Origin of the sequence: Mycobacterium sp. E787 (assembly GCF_001668725.1) — a bacterium.
In the GTDB taxonomy this organism is placed as follows: domain Bacteria; phylum Actinomycetota; class Actinomycetes; order Mycobacteriales; family Mycobacteriaceae; genus Mycobacterium.
Window position 1 is genome coordinate 1 of sequence record NZ_LZKL01000119.1, and the last position, 23,851, is coordinate 23,851.

The following is a 23,851-nucleotide window of genomic DNA, read 5'->3' on the forward strand; positions in this document are numbered from 1 at the left end:
CCCGCCACGTTGGACGAGCTGGCGGCGCCGGCCGCCGCCCCGGCCGCCGGTGCGGCGGCCGCCGGCGGCGTCAGCGCACTCACCACCGGGTTCCAGGCCGCGGCCACCGGCGGGGCGAGGGTCAGCAAGGAACCGGAGGCGTCGAAGTTGAGACCCTCGGAGAGGATCTGATAACCGACCGTTCCGGCGCTGAGCGTGTGGAACGTCTGCAACGGATAGCTGTTCAGCACGTCCAGGATCGGATTCGGCCCGTTCAGGTAGTCGATGATCGGGTTGCCCGCGGGAGCCGAGGCCGCCGGTGCCGACATGCCCTGCAGCAGATTCGGCACGTTCGCGAGCGCCGACTGGGTGCTCGAGCCGGTGGCGGTGGCCGCCGCGTTGCTGACCGCGGGGCCCTGGGCCGTTGTTCCGGCCTGGTTGGTCGTCGGCGGCGGTGTGGCGAACGCCGTCAGCCTCGTCGCGGCCGCCGAGGCCCCGGCGTAGCCGTACATCGCCGCGGCGTCCTGCGCCCACATCTCGGCGTACTGCGCCTCGGTGGTCGCGATCGCCGGGGTGTTCTGCCCAAAGGTGTTGGTGGCCACCAGCGATGCCAGCAAGGCCCGGTTCACCTCGATCTCCGCCGGGGGCACCGTGGCCGCAAACGCCGCCTCGTAGGCCGCGGCCGCCGAGCCGAGCTGACCGGCGGTCTGCGAGGCCTGGGCGGCGGTCGCGGTCATCCACGACAGGTAGGGGGTCACCGCCGCGGCCATCGCCCCCGACGACGGGCCCACCCACGGCCCGTCGGCGAGCCCGGACACCACTTCGCGATAGCAGCTCGCGGTCGAATTCAGCTCCGCCGCAAGCGCTTCCCAGGCCGCCGCGGCCGCCGTCAGCGACCCCGCGCCGGGACCCGCGTACATCCGGGCGGAGTTGACCTCCGGCGGCAATCCCGCGAAATCCAGGCCGATCACAGCATCGCCTCCTTGATCAGGCGCGCCGCCGCGTCGCGCTCCATCGCGGCTTCGGCGATCTCCTTGCGCAGCTTGCCGAGCTCTTCGCGCTCCCGGTCGCTCAACGCGCTGGCGACGTGCTGCCGAGCCGGTTGCGCCGGCGCGGGCCGCCCGGCCGCCTCGTCGGCGCCCTGCTCGCCCGGCATCGTCGGGACCACCTTCTGGCCCGACCCGGTTCGTGCCCGCGTCTCCTCGCCGCGGGGCGCGTTGACCAGGCTGCCCACGGGCGGGACGCCGCCGAAGAAGCCCCCCGGCCCGGCCTGCGGCGCGCCGCCGGGGCCGGCCGCCGGCAACGGCGTCGCGGTGGCCGCCAGCCGGATCCCCGGGGTGGCCGACGCCCACGACTGCGGCACCGACAACTTGCCGACGGAGCCCGCCCCACCCGCGCTCGCGGCGACGGACCCGCCCACCCCCGGGTTGACCGAACCCGCCAGCGAACCGAGCCCCGCGGCGGGCGCCACGTCGCCGGCCACGCCCGCGGCCTGCGGAACCGCCAGCCCGTACAGGCCGCCCAGCAGAGGTGTGATGCCCGACGCCGTGAACAACGGCCCACTGATGACCAGGGCCCAGTTGCCGGTGTCGGTGGTGAAGGTGTTGAGCGCCTGGCCGGTGGTGGTGCCCAGCACGTCCTCCACGAACGAGATCGGGTCCCACGATCCCCCGGACCCGAGGCCCTGCAGCGCGGCCGGCACCAGGTTCATCGCCTGCGTCAGGCCGGACTGCGCGCCGGGACCCGTCGCGGCCGCGGCGGCCTGGCTGACCGCGGCGGCCTGGGCGGCCGTCCCGCCCTGGTTGGTGGTCTGCGGCGGCATGCCGAAGGGGATCAGCTTCGTGGCCGCCGCCGACGCGCCCGCGTAGCCGTACATCGCCGCGGCGTCCTGGGCCCACATCTCGGCGTACTGCGCCTCGGTGGCCATGATCGCGGGGGTGTTCTGCCCCAGGAAGTTGGTGGCCACCAACGCCGCCAGCAGCGCCCGGTTCACCTCGATTTCCGGTGGCGGCACGGTCGCCACGAACGCGGCCTCGTACGCCGCGATCGCCGACTTGAGCTGACCGGCCGTCTGCTCGGCCTGCGCGGCCGTTGCGCTCATCCAGGACAGGTACGGGGTCACCGCGGCGACCATCGTGGCCGACGACGGGCCCACCCACGGGCCGCCGGTGAGCTCGGAAATCGCCGAGCGATACGAACGTGCCGCGATGGTGAGCTCCGCGGCCAACCCGTCCCAGGCCGCGGCGGCGGCGACCATCGGCCCCGGGCCCGGCCCCGCGTACATGCGTCCGGAGTTGACCTCCGGCGGCAATGCCGCAAAATCCAGCGTCACAACTCCCCCTGACAAGCCCACCCGGCGCGGGCGCACACATTCCCGGCAGCCGTGCCTGCGCGAACGATGGTTGGACGCTGGCTTCTCAACGCCCGGCAATGCGCGCGGTGCGGTCTCGGCAGAGACGTGGCCGGCAGCGCACCGGCGCGCACTTCGCCATGCCAGCGTCTGGATCGGCGCGCAATGACTACATGGTGGCGCGCCAGGCTGAAACCAGCCTGGTTAACTCCTGATAATTAGCTGAAGGTACGCCCAGACGCTCTGGGCATGCTGGCGGCGGCGCCCCCGCAGCTAACGGCCATCCGGCCGTGGCCGGAGCCACGCGGGGCGCCGCTCGATCGACCTGGACGGGCCGCGGACTACGCCGACGCGAGATGAAAATGCTTATACAACAAGGCGTGTCGCCGGTCCGGACGCGCGCGCCGCCGGGACCTCAAGGGCGGCGTTCAGGGCCGCTCGGGGACCCCACACTCGTGGCCCCCGCAACCCGAAAGCGCGGCCGGTCGATCATGCCGCCGCAGACGTCCGTCCGTCCGGATGGCATTGCCATTGCCATACTCGGCAAGCAATGGCCGCCATCCGGGCGGAGGGTCCGTCGGAACCCGCGGGGCGGGGCTAGTCGCTATAGGGTCCCCACGCGTGTCGCTTCATGGCGGCCGGTTTCTTGCCGAGTTTTCCGGCGCGCACCATCACGGCCAGGCTGTCCAGGATGACCCGGCTGCTCATCAGCGCGGTCTGCTCGGCCCAGTCGTAGGGCGGCGAGCATTCCACCACCTCGATCCCGTTCAGCCCGGGTTCGGAGATCAGCCGGATGAGGTTGAGCGCTTCGCGCGGCAACAGCCCGCCGGGCTCGGGCCAACCGGTGCCCGGCACGAAGCCGGCGTCGATGACGTCGATGTCGAACGACAGGTAGACCGCCTTGGCGTCCTTCCACGCCGTTTCGAGGGCGATCTCGGCGACCTTCTCGATCCCGACGCGCTCGACGTCCCCGACCGTGATCACGGTGCTACCCCGCTGCCGGCCCACCTGAACCCCGGCGCGCGGCGCCTGCCACCCGCCGATGCCGATCTGCACCAGGTTGGTGGCCGGCGCGTTCTTGATGTTGGTGGCGTGAAACCACGGGGTGGTGTGCATGCGCTCGTCGAGGTCGGTTTCCTGGGTGTCGACGTGGCGGTCGAAGTGGATGATGCCCACGTTGCCGTCCATGTGCGGGGCCAGGCCCCGCACGGTCGGGAATCCGATCGAGTGGTCGCCGCCGAGGATCACCGGGAACACGCCCTGGGAGACAACGTGGGACATGGCCTGGCTGATCTGGTCGAAGGACTTCTCGATGTTGGCCGGGATCGTCAGCACGTCGCCGATGTCGACGATGTTGAGTTGCTCCCGCAGGTCGACCCCCAGCTCGTAGCAGTAGGTGCCGAACAGGTTGGTCGAGCGGCGGATCCCCATCGGGCCGAACCGGGTGCCCGGCCGGTAGGTGGTGCCGGCATCCAGGGGCGCCCCGAAGACCGCCACCTCGGCGTCGCCCACGTCGTGCACGTCCTCCAGGAACGGGCACTTGAGGAACGTTCCGCGCTCCCCGGCGAAGTGCGGCAGCTCACCGCGGGAGAAGGTGGACAGCGTGCGGTCGTTGATCGTCGGGGCGGCCTCGAGGCCGTGGGCGAGGCACCGCTCGATCTCTTCGCGATGCCGCCGGGTGGGCAGTTCCGCCTCGGCCTGCTGTGCCCAGCTGCCTTCCCGGTTGGGAATGTCGGCCTGACCGGCGAACGGGTTTGTCATCAATGTGTCCTCTCGTCGCGAACCAATTCACGGCGGAGGATGCCCCGACGACCGGCGTCTAAGCGGAAGACAGGTCCAGGGACCAGTTTTGGGTGAACCGGCGCGTCAGGCATCCCGCGGTCGCCGTCTTGTCGCTTTCCGGGTACGGCGAACTCGTCCGGGCGGCCCCTGCGGCGCGCCGCTATTGAAGGTACCGGCTCGTTCGGCGGGGGCAACTTTCGGCGGCGGCCGTGTCGCACCGCGGCGATCGGCTCCGTCCCACCCGCCGGTCCCGGGCTTCGCCGCATTCATGCGCTGGGTGAAAGGCGTTGCACAGCAATGCGTTTCACGCAGACGCTGCCGCGCATCCGGCCCCCGCGAAGCCGAGACGTTGGCGAGGCGTCGGCCGAACGCAACGAAGAACCGCTCCGGGGCGGCGCGCAGAACCGGCCACCGCGGGTCGTGATTTCCGTTGCGGAGCAGGCATTTTCGCAGCCCGGCCGCCGCGCCGCCGGCAGCCTACGTGACGACTGGTCGAGCGCTGGGAACTTGCTGGGAATTACGCCTCGAGGTTCTGCAGGCGCACCTGGCCGCGGGCCACCACCCGATCGGCGGCGTCGGTGATCGTGACGAGCCAGAGCTGCTGGCGCCGGCCACGGTGGATCGGCTCCGCGCTGCCGTGCACGGTTCCCGAGCCGATCGAGCGCAGGAAGTCCGTGTTGTTGTTGACGCCCACCACGTTGCCGCCGTCGCCGTTGGCGTTGAGCCAGGTGTAGGCGGCAACGCTGGCCATGCTCTCGACCATGGAGCAGTAGACACCGCCGTGCACCAGGCCCATCGGCTGTAGCAGTTTCGGGGTGACCTCGAGCTGGGCGCGTGCGCCGTCCGGTCCGAGTTCGGTGAACCGCAGCCCCAGCTCGGTGTCGAACGGCGCGGTGAAATTCGGCGGCAGGATCGCGTCGGGCGGCGGTGGCACGTTATGTGTCTACACCATTGCCGACCGGCGGCCGGCGGGGCGGAACGGCCGCCCGAAAACGGGCGAGCCCCGCGCTGGGCGCGGGGCTCGCCGATCGAGTAGACCGGGGGTCGCTGCAGCCCTCAGGACTCTGCCGCGGTCATTGTCGCTCGACCGCCATTAGCATAGGCAAGGCTGCCCTAATTTCGCAAGAGCTTCCCGGCGAAACGCGACGCGACGTGACCGCGTTGGTACGACCGGCAGTAGTAAGCGGAGTACGCTGGTTTCGACGCTCAGGAGATGAACGCACTATGGCCAAGCTGACCCGGTTGGGCGATCTGGAACGCGCCGTGATGGACCATCTGTGGTCCACGGCCGAACCGCAAACCGTTCGCCAAGTCCACGAGGCGTTGTCGGCGCGGCGCGACCTCGCATACACGACGATCATGACCGTCCTGCAACGGCTGGCCAAGAAGAACCTGGTCTCCCAGATCCGCGACGACCGCGCCCACCGGTACGCGCCGGTGCACGGCCGCGACGAGCTGGTCGCCGGGCTCATGGTCGACGCGCTGGCGCAGGCGGAGGACTCCGGGGACCGGCAAGCCGCGCTCGTGCACTTCGTCGAGCGGGTCGGCGCCGACGAGGCCGAGGCGCTTCGGCGCGCCCTCGACGAGCTGGAAGCCAATCAACGCGACGACACGCCGTCGGCTGGCGCAGCGGCGGAGGACTGAGGGAGACTGGCAGCGTGGCAGCGCTGGCCTTCACCATCCTCGCGGTGCTGTTGGTCGGCCCCGCGCCGGCCCTGTTGGCACGCGCGACGTGGCCCCTACGCGCACCCCGCGCCGCGATGGTGCTCTGGCAGGCCGTCGCCCTGGCCGCGGTGCTGTCTGCGTTCAGCGCCGGGATCGCGATCGCCAGCAGGCTGCTCGTGCCCGGGCCCGACGGGCGGCCCACCGCCGGCATCGTCGGCGCCGCGGGCCGGCTCGGCTGGCCGCTGTGGACGGCATACATCGCCGTCTTCGCGTTGACCGTGGTGGTCGGCGCCCGGTTGATGGTTGCCGTCCTGCGGGTGGCCATCGCCAATCGGCGCCGGCGGGCCCATCACCGCATGGTCGTCGACCTGGTCGGGGTCGGGCATGGCGCGGCCGCCGCCCAGCCGTGTGCCCGCACGCGCGACCTTCGCATCCTGGATGTCCGGCAGCCGCTCGCCTACTGCCTGCCCGGCGTCCGGAGCCGGGTCGTGGTCAGCGAGGGCGCGCTGCAAACGCTCGCCGACGAGGAAGTCGCGGCGATCCTCACCCACGAGCGGGCCCACCTGCGGGCCCGCCACGATCTGGTGTTGGAGGCGTTCACCGCGGTGCACGCCGCCTTCCCGCGGCTCGTCCGTAGCACCAACGCGCTGCGCGCGGTGCAACTGCTGGTCGAACTGTTGGCCGACGACGCCGCGGTGCGCGCCACCGGTCGCACCCCCCTGGCCCGGGCGCTGGTCGCCTGTGCGTCGGGTCGGGCGCCGTCGGGTGCGCTGGCCGTCGGCGGCCCCAGCACGGTGGTGCGGGTGCGCCGGCTGTCCGGGCGCGGCAACAGCCTGAAGCTCTCGGCCGCGGCGTACCTGGCCGCGGCCGCCGTGATGGTGGTGCCGACCATCGCGCTGGTGGTCCCGTGGCTCACCGAGCTGCGCCGGCTGTTCAACGTCTGACGCCGGCGACCGGCAGCCAAGCACCCCGGGCGGAGACGTGGCCGCTGTGCAACAGTGGCACAGAAAGACTTTCGAATCCCCTCCCAGCCTGAGAGGCCAACACATGAGTTCGTCCGATTCGAATACGGGTACCGCGCAGATCGGCGTCACCGGCCTTGCGGTCATGGGTTCGAACATCGCCCGCAATTTCGCCCACCACGGTTATACGGTCGCGCTGCACAACCGGTCCGTCGCCAAGACCGACGCGCTGCTCCGCGAGCACGGCTCGGATCTTGGAGAGGGCAACTTCGTGCGCTCGGAGACCATCGCGGAGTTCCTCGACGCGCTGGAGAAGCCGCGGCGGGTGCTCATCATGGTCAAGGCCGGCGACCCCACCGACGCCGTCATCAACGAGCTCGCCGACGCCATGGAGGAAGGCGACATCATCATCGACGGCGGCAACGCCCTCTACACCGACACCATCCGCCGCGAGAAGGCGATGCGCGAGCGCGGGCTGCATTTCGTCGGCGCCGGCATCTCCGGCGGCGAGGAGGGCGCGCTCAACGGGCCTTCGATCATGCCTGGCGGTCCGGCCGAGTCGTACAAGTCGCTGGGCCCGCTGCTCGAGGAGATCTCCGCACACGTCGACGGGGTGCCGTGCTGCACCCACATCGGGCCCGACGGCGCCGGACATTTCGTCAAGATGGTGCACAACGGCATCGAATACTCCGACATGCAGCTGATCGGCGAGGCCTACCAGCTGCTGCGCGACGGGCTCGGCAAGACCGCCGACGAGATCGCCGACGTGTTCGACGAGTGGAACTCGGGCGATCTGGACAGCTTCCTGGTCGAGATCACCGCGCAGGTGCTGCGGCAGAAGGACGCCAAGACGGGCAAGCCGCTCATCGACGTCATCCTCGACGAGGCCGAGCAGAAGGGCACCGGCCGCTGGACCGTCAAGTCCGCCCTCGACCTGGGTGTGCCGGTGACCGGCATCGCCGAGGCCGTGTTCGCCCGGGCCCTGTCGGGCTCGGTGACCCAGCGCAAGGCCACCACCGGGCTGGCTTCGGGCGAGTTGGGTGAAAAGCCAAGCGATGCAAAGCAATTCGTCGAGGATGTCCGCCAGGCCCTGTACGCGTCGAAGATCATCGCCTACGCCCAGGGGTTCAACCAGATTCAGGCCGGCAGCGCCGAATACGACTGGGGCATCACGCCGGGCGACCTGGCCACCATCTGGCGCGGCGGTTGCATCATCCGGGCGAAGTTCCTCAACCGGATCAAGGACGCTTTCGACGAGGACCCCGACCTGCCGACGCTGATCGTCGCGCCGTACTTCCGCAGCGCGATCGAGGCCGCGATCGACGGCTGGCGTCGCGTCGTGGTGACCGCCACCCGGCTGGGCATCCCGATCCCGGGTTTCTCCTCGGCGCTGTCCTACTACGACGCGCTGCGCACCGAGCGGCTGCCCGCGGCGTTGACCCAGGGGCTGCGCGACTTCTTCGGCGCGCACACCTACGGCCGCACCGACGCCGATCCGGACAAGCGCTTCCACACGCTCTGGAGCGGTGACCGCAGCGAAGTGCCCGCCTGAGCGCGGCTCGCGTGTAAGAGGGCGCAAAGGGGGCAGTCGACTGTCATGAGGTTCTTGGACGGGCACCGGCCGGGGTATGACCTGACCTACAACGACGTGTTCATCGTGCCCAACCGGTCCGAGATCGCGTCGCGCTTCGACGTCGATCTGTCCAGCGCAGACGGCTCGGGCACCACGATTCCCGTGGTGGTCGCCAACATGACCGCGGTGGCCGGGCGGCGGATGGCGGAGACGGTCTCGCGGCGGGGCGGCATCGTGATCCTGCCCCAGGACCTGCCGATCACCGCGGTGCAGCAGACGGTGCAGTTCGTCAAGAGCCGCGACCTGGTGCTCGACACCCCGGTGGTGCTGGAGCCCGACGACTCGGTGTCCGACGCGATGGCGCTCATCCACAAGCGCGCGCACGGCGTGGCCGTCGTGTTGTTCGAGGGCCGCCCCATCGGCGTGGTCAGCGAATCCTCCTGCCAGGGCGTGGACCGCTTCACCCGGGTGCGCGACGTGGTCGCGACCGACGTCGTCACCGCTCCGCTGGGCACCGAACCGCGCAAGATCTTCGACCTGCTCGAGCACGCCCCCATCGGCGTCGCGGTGGTGACCAACGGCGACGGCACCCTGGCCGGAGTGCTCACCCGGACCGGGGCCGTGCGCGCCGGCCTGTACACGCCTGCCACCGACGCCCGGGGGCGGTTGCGGATCGGCGCGGCCGTCGGCATCAGCGGCGACGTCGGCGCCAAGGCCCGGTCGCTGGCCGAGGCCGGCGTCGACGTGCTGGTGATCGACACCGCGCACGGGCATCAGGTCAAGACGCTGGACGCGATCAAGGTGGTCGCCGGGCTGGACCTGGGCTTGCCGCTGGCGGCGGGGAACGTGGTGTCGGCGGAGGGCACCCGTGATCTGCTGGGCGCCGGGGCGACCATCGTCAAGGTGGGCGTCGGGCCGGGCGCGATGTGCACCACCCGGATGATGACCGGGGTCGGTCGCCCGCAGTTCTCGGCCGTGCTCGAATGCGCCTCGGCGGCAAGGGAAATGGGCGGCCACGTGTGGGCCGACGGCGGCATCCGGCACCCGCGGGACGTGGCTTTGGCGCTGGCCGCCGGGGCGTCGAATGTGATGATCGGCTCCTGGTTCGCCGGCACGTACGAGTCGCCCGGCGACCTGATGCGCGACCGCGACGACCAGCCGTACAAGGAGAGCTACGGCATGGCGTCCAAACGGGCGGTGGTCGCCCGCGCCGGCGAGGAGACCGCGTTCGACCGCGCCCGCAAGGCGCTGTTCGAGGAAGGCATCTCGACGGCGCGGATGGGGCTGGACCCCGACCGCGGCGGCGTCGAGGACCTGATCGACCACATCACCTCGGGCGTGCGCAGCACCTGCACCTACGTCGGCGCGGCCACCCTGGCCGAGCTGCACGAGCGCGCCGTCGTGGGGGTGCAGTCGGCCGCCGGGTTCGCCGAGGGCCACCCGCTGCCGCTGGGCTGGTGAGCGCTGAGCCGCCGACGGTCGATCTGCCCGGTACGTGTTGGCTAACATGTGAATTCACGTGAGTTTTCTCCCTGGCAGCAAAGCGCTGCGTCGCACCGAGGAAAGGGATGACGTGCCGCAGGCACGCGCCGACGCCCCACCACCGGCCCGGGCCGTCCGCAGGAAGCGGCCGTGAACGTCGCCCTCACCGCGGTCAGCCTGCTGGCCATCGCGCTGCTCATCTTCGCCAACGGGGTCTTCGTGGCGGCCGAGTTCTCGCTGACCGCGCTGGACCGCAGCGTGGTGGACGCCAACGTTCGCGCCGGCAGCCGCCGCGACCGCCTCATCCAGCGCGCCCAGCAGCGGCTGTCTTTTCAGCTGTCGGGCGCCCAGTTGGGCATCTCCACCACCACGCTCGCCACCGGCTACCTGACCGAGCCGCTGGTGGCGGACCTGCCGCATCCGGCGCTGAGCTCCCTCGGCATTCCCAACGGGCTGGCCGACGGGATCATCGCGTTCCTGGCGCTGGTGATCGTGACGTCGGTGTCGATGGTGTTCGGTGAGCTCGTCCCGAAGTACCTCGCCGTGGCGCGCCCGCTGTCGAGCGCCCGCGCCGTCGCGGGTTTCCAGTTGCTGTTCTCGCTGCTGTTCACCCCGGCCATCCGGTTGACGAACGGCGCGGCCAACTGGATCGTCCGCCAGCTGGGCATCGAGCCGGCCGAGGAGCTGCGTTCCGCCCGGTCGGCGCAGGAGCTGGCGTCACTGGTGCGCAGCTCGGCCCGCAGCGGCACCATGGACGCGGCCACGGCCGTGCTGCTGCGGCGATCGCTGGAGTTCGGCGAGCTGACCGCCGAGGAACTGATGACGCCGAGGTCGAAGATCGTGGCACTGCAGACCGACGACACCGTCGCCGACCTGGTCGCGGCGGCCGCCGAGTCGGGGTTCTCCCGGTTCCCCATCGTCGACGGCGACCTCGACGAGACCGTCGGCATCGTGCACGTCAAGCAGGTGTTCGCGGTGCCGCCCGGCGAGCGTCCGCGCACCTTGCTGACCACCCTCGCGCAACACGTTCCGGTGGTGCCCTCGACGCTGGACGGCGACGCGGTGATGGCCGAGATCCGCGCCAACCCACTGCAAACCGCGATGGTCGTCGACGAGTACGGCGGCACGGCCGGCATGGTGACGGTCGAGGACCTGATCGAAGAGATCGTGGGCGACGTCCGCGACGAACACGACGACGCCACCCCCGACGTCGTCCCGGCCGGCGCCGGCTGGCGGGTGAACGGGTTGCTGCGCATCGACGAGGTGGCCGCCGCCACCGGATTCCGGGCCCCCGAAGGGCCGTACGAGACGATCGGCGGCCTGGTGCTGCGCGAGATCGGCCACATCCCGGCGGCCGGGGAAACCGTGGAGTTGACCGCCCTGGACGCCGACGGCCTGCTGGACTCCTCGATGCGCTGGCAGGCGACGGTGGTCCGGATGGACGGTCGGCGGATCGACGTGCTCGAGCTGCAGCGGCTGGACCGCCGCGCCGAAACCGCCGCCGGACGGGCCCCCCGATGAACGACCTGCTCGCGGTGCTGGTGGCGGTCCTGCTGATCGGGGTGAACGCGTTCTTCGTCGCAGCCGAATTCGCGTTGATCTCGGCCCGCCGCGACCGCCTCGAAACCCTGGCCGAGCAGGGTAAGGCGCGCGCCGTCACGGTGATCCGCGCGAGCCAGAACCTCCCGGCCATGCTGGCCGGCGTGCAGCTGGGGGTGACGGTCGCCTCGCTGCTGCTCGGACGGGTCGGCGAGGCCGCGGTCGCCAACCTGCTGCGCAGGGCGATCGGGCTCACCGGCATGCACCCGGCGCTGCTGCACACGGTGTCGCTGGTGATCGCGCTGGGAATCGTGGTGACGCTGCACGTGCTGCTGGGTGAGATGGTGCCGAAGAACATCGCGTTGGCCGGCCCGGAGCGCACGGCGATGCTGCTGGTCCCGCCCTACCTGGTGTATGTGCGGTTCGCGCGGCCGTTCATCACCTTCTACGACAACTGCGCCAACGTGGTGCTGCGCGCGCTGCGCGTCGAGCCCAAGTCGCAGCTCGACATCGCCGTCTCCACCACGGAACTGCGGGTGATGATCAGCGAGTCGGTGTCCGAGGGCCTGTTGGACGCCGAGGAGCACGGCAGGCTGACGCGGGCGCTGCAGCTTCGCACCCGTGTGGTCGGCGACGTCGCGCGGCCGCTCGCCGCGATCCGCGCGGTGCGGGTGGCCGCGCCCGGCTCCGGGCCGACCGTCGGCGCGGTCCAGGAGGCCTTGGCGCAAACCGGCTACTCCCGGTTCCCCGTCGCGGATCTCGACGGCAAGTTCGTCGGCTACCTGCACATCAAGGACGTGCTGACGCTCGACGACGACCCGAAGACGGTGATCGACCAGGCGCTGGTGCGACCGCTGCCGCGGGTTCCCCGATCGTTGCCGCTGGCCGACGCGCTGTCGCGGATGCGCCGCAGCAACAGCCACCTGGCGTTGGTGACGGCCGACAACGGGGTCACCGGCGACGTGGTGGCGATGGTGGCCATGGAGGATCTGGTGGAAGACCTCGTCGGGGCCATGCGCGACGCATAGCCGCCCGCCGGGCCCGGCGGATGGGTGGGCCCGCGCGCAGGCCGTATGATCTGCAACGGCTACCAGTCAAGGAAATGCTGGAGAGCAGAGGGTCCCGGCCCGCGGAACATGCGTTGCCAGAAGCGACCCTCGGGACCCGCCGCGGCGCCATCGTTGTGGCTGGAGCCCGGGCGTGACCTGCTGTTGCGGGTCGCCCGGGTAACTGTCGTCGGGCTGCCGGTCGGTAGGCTGACGACGATGCCTGTTGTGGCCGGTGAGGTTCCGCTTGGCCCCTGAGGAGCCCATTTATGGAGGAGAAACATGACTGACCGCGTGTCGGTGGGGAACTTGCGCGTCGCCAAGGTGCTCTACGACTTCGTGAACAACGAGGCCCTGCCCGGCACCGGAATCGACCCGGACAGCTTCTGGGCCGGTGTCGACAAGGTCGTCACCGACCTCACGCCGCAGAACCAGGATTTGCTGAACCGCCGCGACGAGCTGCAGGCGCAGATCGACAAGTGGCACCGGCAGCGGGTCATCGAGCCGATCGACACCGAGGCCTACCGGGAGTTCCTGACCGAGATCGGTTATCTGCTGCCCGAGCCCGACGACTTCAGCATCACCACGTCCGGCGTCGACCCCGAGATCACCACCACCGCGGGCCCCCAGCTGGTGGTGCCGGTGACCAACGCCCGCTTCGCGCTCAACGCCGCCAACGCCCGCTGGGGCTCGCTGTACGACGCCCTCTACGGCACGGACGTGATCCCCGAAACCGACGGCGCCGAACAGGGCACCAGCTACAACAGGGTGCGCGGCGACAAGGTGATCGCCTATGCCCGCCAGTTCCTCGACGGGGCCGTGCCGCTGTCGTCGGGTTCCTGGGCGGACGCGACGGGCCTGAGCATCGCCGACGGCCGGCTCGAAGTCACCCTCGGCGACGAATCCGTCGGGCTCGCCCAGCCCGAGAAGTTCGTCGGATACAGCGGCGAGCTCGGCTCCCCCAGCTGGTCGGTGCTGCTGATCAACAACGGCCTGCACATCGAGATCCTGATCGACCCCGAGTCGCCCGTCGGCCGGACCGACCGCGCCGGCATCAAGGACGTCGTCCTGGAGTCGGCGGTGACCACGATCATCGACTTCGAGGACGCGGTGGCCGCCGTCGACGCCGACGACAAGACCGCGGCCTACCGCAACTGGCTCGGCCTGATGCGGGGCGACCTGGCCGCCGAGGTGGACAAGGACGGCAAGACGTTCACGCGGGTGCCCAACCAGGACCGCAACTACACCACCCCCGACGGCGGTGAGCTGGTGCTGCCCGGGCGCGCGCTGCTTTTCGTGCGCAACGTCGGGCACCTGATGACCAACGACGCAATCGTTCTGAGCACCGACGGCGGCGAAGAAACGGAGATCTTCGAGGGCATCCAGGACGCGCTGTTCACCGGCCTGTGCGCGGTCCACGGCCTCAAGGCCACCGACGCCAACGGGCCGCTGGTCAACAGCCGCACCGGCTCCATCTACATCGTCAAGCCCAAGATGCACGGCCCCGACGAGGTGGCGTTCACCACCGAACTGTTCAGCCGGGTCGAGGACGTGCTCGGACTGCCGCAGACCACGCTGAAGGTCGGCGTCATGGACGAGGAGCGGCGCACCACCGTCAACCTGAAGGCGTGCATCAAGGCCGCCGCCGACCGCATCGTGTTCATCAACACCGGGTTCCTGGACCGCACCGGCGACGAGATCCACACCTCGATGGAGGCCGGCCCGATGGTGCGCAAGGGCACGATGAAGAGCCAACCGTGGATCCTGGCCTACGAGGACAACAACGTCGACACCGGCCTGGCCGCGGGCTTCGCCGGTCACGCCCAGATCGGCAAGGGCATGTGGACCATGACCGAGCTGATGGCCGACATGGTCGAGCAAAAGATCGGCCAGCCCAAGCAGGGTGCCAGCACCGCCTGGGTGCCGTCGCCGACGGCGGCCACCCTGCACGCGTTGCACTACCACCAGGTCGACGTCATCGCGGTGCAGCGGGAACTGGCGGGCAAGAAGCGGGCGAGCATCGAGCAGCTGTTGACCATCCCGCTGGCCAAGGAGCTGGCGTGGGCCTCCGAGGAGATCCGCGAGGAGGTCGACAACAACTGCCAATCCATCCTTGGCTACGTGGTGCGCTGGATCGACCAGGGCGTCGGGTCGTCGAAGGTGCCGGACATCCACAACGTCGCGCTGATGGAGGACCGCGCCACGCTGCGGATCTCCAGCCAGCTGCTGGCCAACTGGCTGAAGCACGGCGTGATCACCAGCGAGGACGTCCGCGCGAGCCTGGAGCGGATGGCCCCGATGGTCGATCAGCAGAACGCCGGTGATCCCAAGTACCTGCCGATGGCGCCGAATTTCGACGACAGCATCGCCTTCCTGGCCGCCCAGGAGCTGATCCTGTCCGGAGCACAGCAGCCCAACGGCTACACCGAGCCGATCCTGCATCGGCGCCGGCGCGAATTCAAAGCCCGCGCCGCCGGTGGGTGAAACCGGCTCGACAATGCGGTGAGCAGTGCCTCTGATGACTAGAATCTGCGCCGAGTCCATGACGAGTCGACGGAAAGGCGGCGGGCACCGGTATGGGTAGGCACAGCATGCCCGACCCGGAGGACTCCGTCGACCGGCCGGCCGACGAATACGTCGCCGGTGATCAGGACGCCGCCGAGGACACCGGTCACCACTACCGCGACGCCGCGGCCGACGACCGTTATTGGCACGACGACTTCGCCGACGAGAACTTTCCCGCGCGCGGCGAGGCGGCCCATCCCGCCGACGACACGTTCGCGGACGGCACCGCCGACGACTATCCGGAATTCCCGCCGCGCAGGCAGGGCCCGGCGGGCGACGAGCCGCCGGCCTCCCCGCCGTCGCTGTCATCCCGGTTACGGGGCGGGCACCGGGGGCTCGGCGAGCGGCTCGGCGGCCACCGCAGCGAGGGCGGGCGCCGCGGCGTCAGCATCGGGGTGATCGTCGCGCTCGTCGCCGTGGTCGTCGTGGTGGGCACCGTGATCCTGTGGAGCTTCTTCGGCGACGCGTTGTCCCACCGGTCGCACAACGCCGCCGCCCGCTGCGTCGGGGGTCAGGAGTCGGTCGCCGTCATCGCCGACCCGTCGATTTCCGATCCCGTGCAGCAGCTGGCCCAGAGCTACAACTCCACGGCCGGCCCGGTCGGCGACCACTGCATGGTGGTGAACGTCAAACCGGCCGGTTCCGACGCGGTGCTCAACGGGTTCGCCGGCAAGTGGCCCGCAGATCTGGGCGGGCAGCCGGCGTTGTGGATCCCGGGCAGCTCGGTGTCCGCCGCGCGGCTCGCCGCCACCGCGGGCCAGAAAACGATCACCGAAAGCCATTCGCTGGTGACGTCGCCGGTCATGCTCGCCGTCCGGCCCGAGCTCGGGCAGGCGCTGGGCAACCAGAACTGGGCGGCGCTGCCGGGCCTGCAAACCAACCCGAACGGGCTGGCCGCGGTGAACCTGCCGACGTGGGGGTCGCTGCGGCTGGCGCTGCCGACGAACGGCAACGGCGACGCGTCGTATCTGGCCGGCGAGGCCGTCGCGGCCGCGTCGGTTCCGGCGGGCGCGCCGCCCACCCAGGGCACGGGCGCCGTCCGCGCCTTGTTGAGCGCCCAACCCAAGCTGGCCGACAACTCCCTGACCGAGGCGTTCAACGCCCTGCTCAAGCCCGGCGACGCGGCGGCCGCGCCGGTGCACGCGGTGCTGACCACCGAGCAGCAACTGTTCCAGCGCGGCCAATCGCTGTCCGATGCCAAGAGCACGCTGGCCTCGTGGCTGCCGGGCGGCCCCGCGCCGGTCGCCGACTACCCCACGGTGCTGCTCAGCGGCCCCTGGCTGACGCCGGAGCAGACCTCCGCCGCCAGCGGGTTCGACCGCTACCTGCGCAAGCCCGAGCAACTCGCGAAGCTGGCCAAGGCCGGTTTCCGGGTCAACGGGGTCAACCCGCCGAGCAGCCCGGTGACCAGTTTCGCGGCGCTGCCCGCCACCCTGTCGGTGGGTGACGACGCGATGCGCGCGACGCTGGCCGAAGCCATGGCCGCCCCGGCGAGCGGACTGGCCGCGACCATCATGCTCGACCAGTCGATGCCGGTCGACGAGGGCGGGAAGACCCGGCTCGCCAACGTGATCGCGGCGCTTCGGGACAAGATCAAGTCGATGCCGCCCAGCGCCAGCGTGGGCCTGTGGACCTTCGACGGCCACGAGGGCCGCTCGGAGGTGCCGGGCGGACCGCTGGGCGACCCCGTCGGCGCCGCCGGAGGCCAACCGCGCTCGGCGGCGCTGGCGGCCGCGCTGGACAAGCAGTATTCGTCGGCCGGCGGCGCGGTTTCGTTCACCACCCTGCGCATGATCTACCAGGAGCTGCAGACCAATTATCATGCGGGCCAGGCGAATTCGATCTTGGTGATCACCTCCGGACCGCACACCGACCAAACCCTGGACGGCGCCGGACTGCAGGATTTCATCCGCAAGAGCGCTGACCCGGCCAAGCCGATCGCGGTCAACGTCATCGACTTCGGCAGTGACCCGGACCGCTCCACCTGGGAAGCCGTCGCGCAGCTCAGCGGCGGCGGATACCAGAACCTGTCCACGTCGGCGTCACCGGACCTGGTCGCCGCCATCAACACTTTCTTGAGCTGAGGGCGTCGGGGGCGAGCACGGCTGACGCGGCGCTGTCACCCCTTCCGCATACGATCGTGGGCGTTGCCGAAGGGAGCGTCATGCAGGTCGATTTCACCCCGGATCCCCAGCTCTATCCGTTCGAGTCGCGGTGGTTCGACAGCTCGCGGGGGCGTCTGCACTACGTCGACGAGGGCGACGGCCCGCCCCTGCTGCTGTGCCACGGCAATCCGACGTGGAGCTTCCTGTACCGGAACATCATCGTCGCGCTGCGTGACCGGTTCCGTTGCATCGCACCGGATTACCTCGGGTTCGGGCTGTCCGAGCGACCCGCCGGATACGGATACAAGATCGATGAGCACGCGCGGGTGGTCGGCGAATTCGTCGATCACCTCGGGCTCGACGGCTACCTGACCATGGGCCAGGACTGGGGCGGCCCGATCGGGATGGCGGTCGCCGTCGAGCGCGCCGACCGGGTGCGCGGCGTCGTGCTGGGCAACACCTGGTTCTGGCCGGCGGACACGTTCTCGACCAAGGCGTTCAGCCGGGTGATGTCCAGCCCGCCGATGCAGTACGCCATCCTGCACCACAACTTCTTCGTCGAACGGCTCGTCCCGGCGGGCACCCAGCACCGGCCGAGCGCGGCGGTGATGGAGCATTACCGCGCCGTGCAACCCAGCGCGGAGGCGCGCAAGGGCGTGGCCGAGATGCCCAAGCAGATCCTGGCCGCCCATCCGCTGCTGGCCCGCCTGGCCCGTGAGGTGCCGGCCAAACTGGGCGACAAGCCGGCGCTGTTCGTCTGGGGCATGAAGGACTTCGCCTTCCGGCCCGGCACGTCACTCCCGCGGATGCGCGCGACGTTTCCCGACAACGTCGTGGTCGAGCTGCCCGACGCCAAGCACTTCATCCAGGAGGACGCGCCGGACCGGATCGCCGCGGCGACCATCGAGCGCTTCGGCTGACCGGCCGCGGCGACAACCTAGGCGAACGCCTCCACCGGCGGGCAGGAGCACACCAGGTTGCGGTCGCCGTACGCGCCGTCGATGCGGCGCACCGGCGGCCACACCTTGGGCCGGAAGCCTTTGCCCAGCGGGTAGGCCGCCTCCTCGCGGGTGTACGGGTGATCCCAGTGCGAGACCAGCAGGCACTCCGCGGTATGTGGCGCTCCCCGCAGCGGGTTGTCGTCGGCCGACCACTCCCCCGAGCCCACGCGGTCGATCTCGCGGCGGATGGCGATCATGGCCTCGCAGAAGGCGTCGATTTCGGTCAGGGTTTCGCTCTCGGTGGGCTCCACCATCAGCGTGCCTGCCACCGGGAAGCTCATGGTGGGCGCGTGAAAGCCGTAGTCCGCCAAGCGCTTTGCCACGTCGTCGACGGTCACGCCGGTGGACTTGGTGATGCCGCGCAAGTCCAGGATGCACTCGTGGGCCACCATGCCGTTCTCCCCTGCGTAGAGCACCGGGAAGTACTCGTCGAGCCGCCGGGCGATGTAGTTGGCCGACGCGATCGCGGTCAGTGAGGCCGCCCGCAGGCCGCTAGTTGCTCCGCCGCCCATCATCCTGATGTAGGCCCAGGTGATCGGCAGGATGGAGGCCGACCCGTAGGGCGCCGACGACACCGCGTGGCCGCCGGGCAACTCCGGCGCGTAGGGGTGGCCCGGCAGGAACGGGGCCAGGTGCGCGCGCGCCGCGACGGGGCCGACGCCCGGCCCGCCGCCGCCGTGCGGGATGCAGAACGTCTTGTGCAGGTTCAGGTGGCTGACGTCGCCGCCGAACTTCCCGGGCCGGGCCAGCCCGACCAGCGCGTTGAGGTTGGCGCCGTCGATGTAGACCTGACCGCCGGCGTCGTGCACGGCCGCGCAGATCTCGGCGATGTCGTGCTCGTAGACGCCGTGCGTGGACGGGTAGGTGATCATCAGCGCGGCCAGCCGGTCGGCGTGCTCGGCCACCTTGGCCCGCAGGTCGTCGAGGTCGACGTCGCCGTTCTCGCGGCAGGCGACCACGGCCACCCGCAGCCCGGCCAGCGCCGCGGACGCGGCGTTGGTACCGTGCGCGCTCGACGGGATGAGGCAGATGTCGCGGTGCGGCTCGCCCCGGCTGGCGTGGTAGTCGTGGATCGCCAGCAGGCCCGCGTACTCGCCCTGTGAGCCGGCGTTGGGCTGCAGCGAGACGGCGTCGTAACCGGTGATCTGCACCAGCCAGCTCTCCAGGTCGGCGACCAGCCGGCGGATCCCCGCGGTGTCGGAGGCCGGCGCGAACGGGTGCAGGCGGGCGAACTCCGGCCAGGTGATCGGTTCCATCTCGGCGGCCGCGTTGAGTTTCATCGTGCAGGAGCCCAGCGGAATCATGCTGCGGTCCAAGGCGACATCCTTGTCCGCCAGCGTGCGCAGGTACCGCATCATCGCGGTTTCGGTGCGGTATTGCGTGAATGCGGGATGGGTGAGGAACTCCGAGCTGCGGGTGGCGATGCCGACGGACTCCGGCTCGGCGGGCTGAACCCCGAACGCCTGCAGCACCGCGGCCACGTGCTCGTCGGTGGTGACCTCGTCGCAGGCCACCGACACGTGGTCGGCGTCGACGCGCCACAGGTTGATGCCGTGGGCCTTCGCCGCCGCCAGCACCTCGTCGGCGCGCCCGGGGACCCGGGCCAAGACGGTGTCGAAGAACGTGTCGTGCACCAGCGCGGCACCCAGTGCCGCACCGATCCTGCGGGCCTGGGTGTGGACCCGCCGCGCGATCGCGGTCAGCCCGTCGGCGCCGTGGTAGCTGGCGTACATCGCGGCCATCACCGCCAGCAGCACCTGTGCGGTGCAGATGTTGCTGGTCGCCTTGTCGCGGCGGATGTGCTGCTCACGCGTCTGCAGCGCCAGCCGGTAGGCCGGTGACCCGTCCGCATCCAACGACACCCCGACCAGCCGCCCCGGCAGCTGGCGGGCGTGCTTGGCGTGCACGGCCAGGTAGCCGGCGTGCGGGCCGCCGAATCCCATTGGGACACCGAATCTTTGGGTGGTGCCGAACGCGACGTCGGCACCGATCTCGCCGGGCGGTGTGATGAGCGTCAACGCCAGCAGGTCGGCGCCGACGGCGACCAGCGCGCCCCGGTCGTGGGCGGCGGCACCCAGCGCCGACCAGTCCGTGACCCGGCCGCTGGCGCCGGGCAACTGGGTGATGACCCCGAAGAAGTCACCGTCCGGGAGGCCGTCACGCAAGTCGGCGGTGACGATCTCGACGCCCAGCGGCCTGGCCCGGGTGGCCAGCACGGCCGCGGTCTGGGCGAAGACGTCGGCGTCCACCGCGAGCCGGTTGGAGCCGCGCGCCGCGCGGTGCATCAGGGTCATGGCCTCGGCCGCGGCGGTGCCCTCGTCGAGCATCGACGCGTTGGCCACCTCGAGGCCCGTCAGGTCGGCCACCATCGTCTGGAAATTCAGCAGCGCCTCCAGCCGGCCCTGACTGATCTCCGGCTGATACGGGGTGTAGGCGGTGTACCAGGCCGGGTTCTCCATGATGTTGCGCAACAGCACCGGAGGCGTGAGCGTGTCGTAGTAGCCCTGCCCGATCATCGACACGGCCACGGTGTTGGCGTCGGCCAGGCGCCGCAGCTCGGCCAGCGCCTCGGCCTCGCTGGCGGGCGGCGGCAACTGCTCCAGGCCGGGGGCGGCGCCGCCGTCGACGAGCCGGTCCAGGATGCCGGTGGGAACCGCCTTCGATGCCAGCTCGTCTAACGACTCCACGCCGATGACGGCGAGCATGGCCGCGACGGCCTGGCTGTCGGGGCCGATGTGCCGGTCTGCGAACGTTGATTGGTCGGGCACTCGCGAACTCCTGAGGTCGAGGGACTGGCGGCCCTCTCCCTCTGTCTTCACCCGCGGCCCGGGCGCCTGAGAGATTCGGCGCCGGGCGCCTTTCCCCATCGGCGGGTGGGGATCGTGTCTCCACCGCTTTCCAGAGGCGTCGTCAACTCGCGCGGTCCGGGTGCCTGAGAGGTTGACGGAGAGGTGTTGCTCCTTCGGCGTCCGTGACTGGCAGCCACGGAACTCTCCCGCCCGAGTGCGACGCGCCCGCCAGTTTACCCGTGGCCCGGACGCGGTGGCGAACAGACGCAAAAGCCCGCGACACGCCAGGCTTCGGGGGGCTTTTGTGTCTGCTCGCGGAGAAAGTGGCGGCTAGCCGATCTTGCGGTCGCGGTGCTTGCGCCGGGAGGCCAGCTCGTCCTCCGGGGCGGCGATCGATTCGCCGCCGTCGGCGCGCTCGCCGTGGAAGTCGGCGATGACGCCGGTCAGCTCGCGCATGGCCCCGGAGACGGCGATGCCGAACACGCCCTGCCCGCCCTGCAGCAGGTCGACGACCTCTTCGGCCGAGGTGCACTCGTAAACGGTGGTGCCGTCGGAGAACAGCGTGATGTTGGCCAGGTCCTGGACGCCGCGCTGGCGCAGATGGTCGACCGCCACCCGGATGTTGTGCAGTGAGATGCCGGTGTCGAGCAACCGCTTGACGATCTTGAGGACCAGGATGTCCTTGAACGAGTAGAGCCGCTGGCTGCCGGAGCCGGCCGCGCTGCGGATCGACGGGACCACCAGCGACGTGCGCGCCCAGTAATCCAGCTGCCGGTAGGTGATCCCGGCGATCTGGCAGGCGCTCGGCCCGCGGTAACCCACGAGCTCGTCGGGCACGGAATCGTCGGGAAACAGCCCGGGTTGCACGGGCGCGCTCGCTGCGGTGACGGTCGGGTCGCTGCTCGCGGCGGTCGCATTGTCAGCTAGGTCCAGCTGCTCTTGACGTGGCTGCTCGCTCACGGTGGTTCCTCTCGCCGATCGCGCTGTCGTCATTGGCTGCACCGCAGCCACGTTTGCTCAGGCCCGAGTGCTAGAGAGCTTACGCTTTTCGATAGCCGCCGCGCCCGTAAGTCGTGATCAAAGTATGGCGGCTGCGCGGCCGTGTGGCCGCACTATCGGCCAGCGTGTCGACATCGCGGTGCCAGATGAGATGGATCCGTGATGTCGGGATCCAGCCTAGTGGTCCGGGATGGCCCGGGGTCAGGTGGCCTTGAAGTCGTCCGGCGAGACGCTGTCCAGGAATTCCTTGAACTTCTCCACCTCGTCCTCCCGGACGGCGGTGTTGCCCTCTTCGTCGCTCTCGTCGGGGATGAGCAGGCCGGCCTGGGCGAGGACCGCCTCCTCGACGTAGATCGGAACGCCGACCCGCAGCGCGATCGCCACCGAGTCCGACGGGCGCGCCGAAACGGTGATGTTGCGGTCGAAGACCAGGTCGGCGTAGAAGGTGCCCTCCTGCAGATCCACGATCCGCACTTCTTTCAGCGAATGCCCAAGGGCGGCAATGAGATCCCTGATCAGGTCGTGCGTCAGCGGGCGAGGCGGTTCGACGCCTTGCTGCTCCAGCGCGATGGCCGCGGCTTCCGACTGGCCAATCCAAATCGGCAGGTATCGGTCACCGTTGGCCTCGCGCAGCAACAGCACCGGCTGGTTCTGCGGCTGCTCGACGCGAATGCCGACAACACGAACTTCACCCATTTGTGTCTGCCCTCCGCATATGCCGCTCTGGTCGCACTGCCAGCCTGGTGTGCACACACCAAGCTGTCCAACGAAGTCTAATCCTCAGCGATGCAGAACGTCGCGAACGGCGGACTTGATCAGCGAGGTGTGCAGTGTGATAGCGAGCGCAGCCACCTCACGCGCCAGGTCGTCGGCGCGGTCGCGGGCGCCGGTCTTGCCCGCTTTGACTACCGGCCCGGCAATTTGGGCGATCAGGTCGGACTGGCGGTCGGCGGCGTTGCGGAAGGCGCGCAGATGCCGCGGTTCGACGCCGTACTCCGATAACGCCCGCGCGCACTGGAGGATCACCACGGCGTGTTCGTCGAAGAAGCCGCCCGGGCCGGTGGTGATGACCCCGGCCTTGAGCAGCGCCGTCAGGAGATTGTCGTCGACCCCGGAGCGTTCCAGCAGGTCTTCGCGGCTCAGCCGGACGCGGGGCGGAGCGACCGCCGCCGCGTCGGGCCTGGCCTCGCCCGCGGCGCCGACGTCCCCGCCGTCGGGCACCGACACCAATCGCGGTACCCCGTAAGGCGATCCGATCGGCGGCAGCTCACCGTGGGGCTGGGCGTCCAGCTGCGCCCTGATCACCTTCAGCGGCAGGTAGTGGTCGCGCTGGGCGGTGAGGATGAACCGCAGCCGGGCACAGTCGTAGGCGGTGAACCTCCGGTATCCGGATGCGGCGCGCTGCGGCGTCACCAGCCCCTCGGCCTCCAGAAAGCGGATCTTGGAGATGGTGACATCGGGGAAATCCGGTCTCAACAGATCCAGGACCGCCCCAATCGACATCCCGGCGAGTGCCGGGCTATCGGGCGCGCTCACTACCCTCCGGAACCTCCATCGTCGTCACCCTGCTTGGGGCCGGTCAAAAACACCAACCGGAACTTGCCGATCTGCACTTCGTCGCCGTTCGCGAGCACCGCCGAATCGACGGGTTCGCGGTTGACGTACGTGCCGTTCAGGCTACCGACATCGACGACGTGGAATTCGTTGTTTTCCAACCGGAATTCGGCGTGGCGACGGCTGACCGTGACGTCGTCGAGGAAGATGTCGCTGTCGGGGTGCCGGCCGGCGGACGTGATGGGCTGGTCAAGCAGGAACCGCGAGCCCGCGTTCGGTCCCCGTTTGACGACCAGCAGCGCCGAGCCGGCGGGGAGCCCTTCGACCCCCGACACCGCGCTCTCGGTCCCCGCCTGCGCGGGGGCGTCCAGTTCGTTGAGGAAGTCGGCACGGAAGACGGAAGTCGTCTCTACCGTGACTTCGTCAGAGGTCTGGTCGTTATCCATGTCCGTCACGCGCT

General features: G+C 70.2%; 18 protein-coding genes and 2 riboswitches. Of the genes, 9 read left to right on the plus strand and 9 right to left on the minus strand.

Features of this window, described 5'->3' with window-relative positions; all coding sequences use genetic code 11:
• From A5705_RS22840 to A5705_RS22855, 4 genes are all read right to left on the minus strand, one after another.
• Window positions 1-941, minus strand: a 941-nt coding sequence (locus tag A5705_RS22840; RefSeq protein ID WP_156763210.1) for a PPE family protein, incomplete at its 3' end; no start/stop codon positions are given.
• Window positions 942-946: 5 nt separating this feature from the next.
• Window positions 947-2,311, minus strand: coding sequence for a PPE family protein (locus A5705_RS29075; RefSeq protein ID WP_068280231.1), 1,365 nt, complete (start codon window positions 2,309-2,311; stop codon window positions 947-949).
• A gap of 615 nt (window positions 2,312-2,926) precedes the next feature.
• On the minus strand, window positions 2,927-4,090 hold the full coding sequence (locus A5705_RS22850; protein WP_067882864.1) for an agmatinase family protein: 1,164 nt from the start codon (window positions 4,088-4,090) through the stop codon (window positions 2,927-2,929).
• A gap of 117 nt (window positions 4,091-4,207) precedes the next feature.
• Window positions 4,208-4,275, minus strand: a riboswitch (guanidine-III (ykkC-III) riboswitch).
• 353 nt (window positions 4,276-4,628) lie between these two features.
• A complete protein-coding gene (locus tag A5705_RS22855) occupies window positions 4,629-5,045 on the minus strand; it encodes a PaaI family thioesterase (protein ID WP_067882863.1) in 417 nt (138 codons plus the stop codon).
• Between the two features lie 290 nt (window positions 5,046-5,335).
• Here A5705_RS22855 and A5705_RS22860 point away from each other — a divergent pair, with 290 nt between their 5' ends.
• The 9 genes from A5705_RS22860 to A5705_RS22900 all read left to right on the plus strand — a co-directional run bounded on the left by A5705_RS22860 (window position 5,336) and on the right by A5705_RS22900 (window position 17,968).
• The gene (locus tag A5705_RS22860; RefSeq protein ID WP_067882862.1) at window positions 5,336-5,755 is read left to right on the plus strand and encodes a BlaI/MecI/CopY family transcriptional regulator; all 420 of its coding nucleotides are present in this window, start codon (window positions 5,336-5,338) and stop codon (window positions 5,753-5,755) included.
• 14 nt (window positions 5,756-5,769) lie between these two features.
• Window positions 5,770-6,720, plus strand: a complete 951-nt coding sequence (locus tag A5705_RS22865; RefSeq protein ID WP_068280233.1) for a M56 family metallopeptidase — start codon at window positions 5,770-5,772, stop codon at window positions 6,718-6,720.
• 103 nt (window positions 6,721-6,823) lie between these two features.
• Window positions 6,824-8,290, plus strand: coding sequence for an NADP-dependent phosphogluconate dehydrogenase (gene gndA / locus A5705_RS22870; RefSeq protein WP_068280236.1), 1,467 nt, complete (start codon window positions 6,824-6,826; stop codon window positions 8,288-8,290).
• Window positions 8,291-8,335: 45 nt separating this feature from the next.
• Window positions 8,336-9,772: a GuaB1 family IMP dehydrogenase-related protein gene (locus A5705_RS22875; protein WP_067882859.1), complete on the plus strand. Its 1,437-nt coding sequence runs from the start codon at window positions 8,336-8,338 to the stop codon at window positions 9,770-9,772.
• A 171-nt stretch (window positions 9,773-9,943) separates the two neighbouring features.
• The gene (locus A5705_RS22880) at window positions 9,944-11,314 is read left to right on the plus strand and encodes a hemolysin family protein (RefSeq protein WP_068280240.1); all 1,371 of its coding nucleotides are present in this window, start codon (window positions 9,944-9,946) and stop codon (window positions 11,312-11,314) included.
• Complete coding sequence (locus tag A5705_RS22885) at window positions 11,311-12,360, plus strand: hemolysin family protein (protein ID WP_067882857.1); 1,050 nt, start codon at window positions 11,311-11,313, stop codon at window positions 12,358-12,360. Before A5705_RS22880 ends, A5705_RS22885 begins: the two co-directional genes overlap by 4 nt.
• A 300-nt stretch (window positions 12,361-12,660) precedes the next feature.
• Window positions 12,661-14,862 (plus strand): malate synthase G, encoded by a 2,202-nt coding sequence (locus A5705_RS22890; protein WP_067882856.1) that lies wholly within the window; start codon window positions 12,661-12,663, stop codon window positions 14,860-14,862.
• 92 nt (window positions 14,863-14,954) lie between these two features.
• The gene (locus A5705_RS22895) at window positions 14,955-17,027 is read left to right on the plus strand and encodes a substrate-binding domain-containing protein (protein WP_068280243.1); all 2,073 of its coding nucleotides are present in this window, start codon (window positions 14,955-14,957) and stop codon (window positions 17,025-17,027) included.
• Window positions 17,028-17,107: 80 nt separating this feature from the next.
• A complete protein-coding gene (locus A5705_RS22900; RefSeq protein WP_068280246.1) occupies window positions 17,108-17,968 on the plus strand; it encodes a haloalkane dehalogenase in 861 nt (286 codons plus the stop codon).
• 17 nt (window positions 17,969-17,985) lie between these two features.
• Here the strand turns inward: A5705_RS22900 and gcvP are convergent, their stop codons facing one another.
• The 5 genes from gcvP to garA all read right to left on the minus strand — a co-directional run bounded on the left by gcvP (window position 17,986) and on the right by garA (window position 23,837).
• Complete coding sequence (gene gcvP / locus A5705_RS22905; RefSeq protein ID WP_068280249.1) at window positions 17,986-20,817, minus strand: aminomethyl-transferring glycine dehydrogenase; 2,832 nt, start codon at window positions 20,815-20,817, stop codon at window positions 17,986-17,988.
• 142 nt (window positions 20,818-20,959) lie between these two features.
• Window positions 20,960-21,057: riboswitch (glycine riboswitch) on the minus strand.
• Window positions 21,058-21,168: 111 nt separating this feature from the next.
• Window positions 21,169-21,798 carry a MerR family transcriptional regulator gene (locus A5705_RS22910; protein WP_067882852.1) on the minus strand — a complete coding sequence of 210 codons (630 nt, stop codon included), beginning with the start codon at window positions 21,796-21,798 and terminating at the stop codon, window positions 21,169-21,171.
• A gap of 240 nt (window positions 21,799-22,038) precedes the next feature.
• Complete coding sequence (locus A5705_RS22915) at window positions 22,039-22,533, minus strand: bifunctional nuclease family protein (protein ID WP_067882851.1); 495 nt, start codon at window positions 22,531-22,533, stop codon at window positions 22,039-22,041.
• An 84-nt stretch (window positions 22,534-22,617) separates the two neighbouring features.
• A complete protein-coding gene (locus A5705_RS22920; RefSeq protein WP_067882850.1) occupies window positions 22,618-23,373 on the minus strand; it encodes a MerR family transcriptional regulator in 756 nt (251 codons plus the stop codon).
• Complete coding sequence (garA, locus tag A5705_RS22925; RefSeq protein WP_369803371.1) at window positions 23,373-23,837, minus strand: glycogen accumulation regulator GarA; 465 nt, start codon at window positions 23,835-23,837, stop codon at window positions 23,373-23,375. Before garA ends, A5705_RS22920 begins: the two co-directional genes overlap by 1 nt.
• Between the last annotated feature and the right edge of the window lie 14 nt (window positions 23,838-23,851).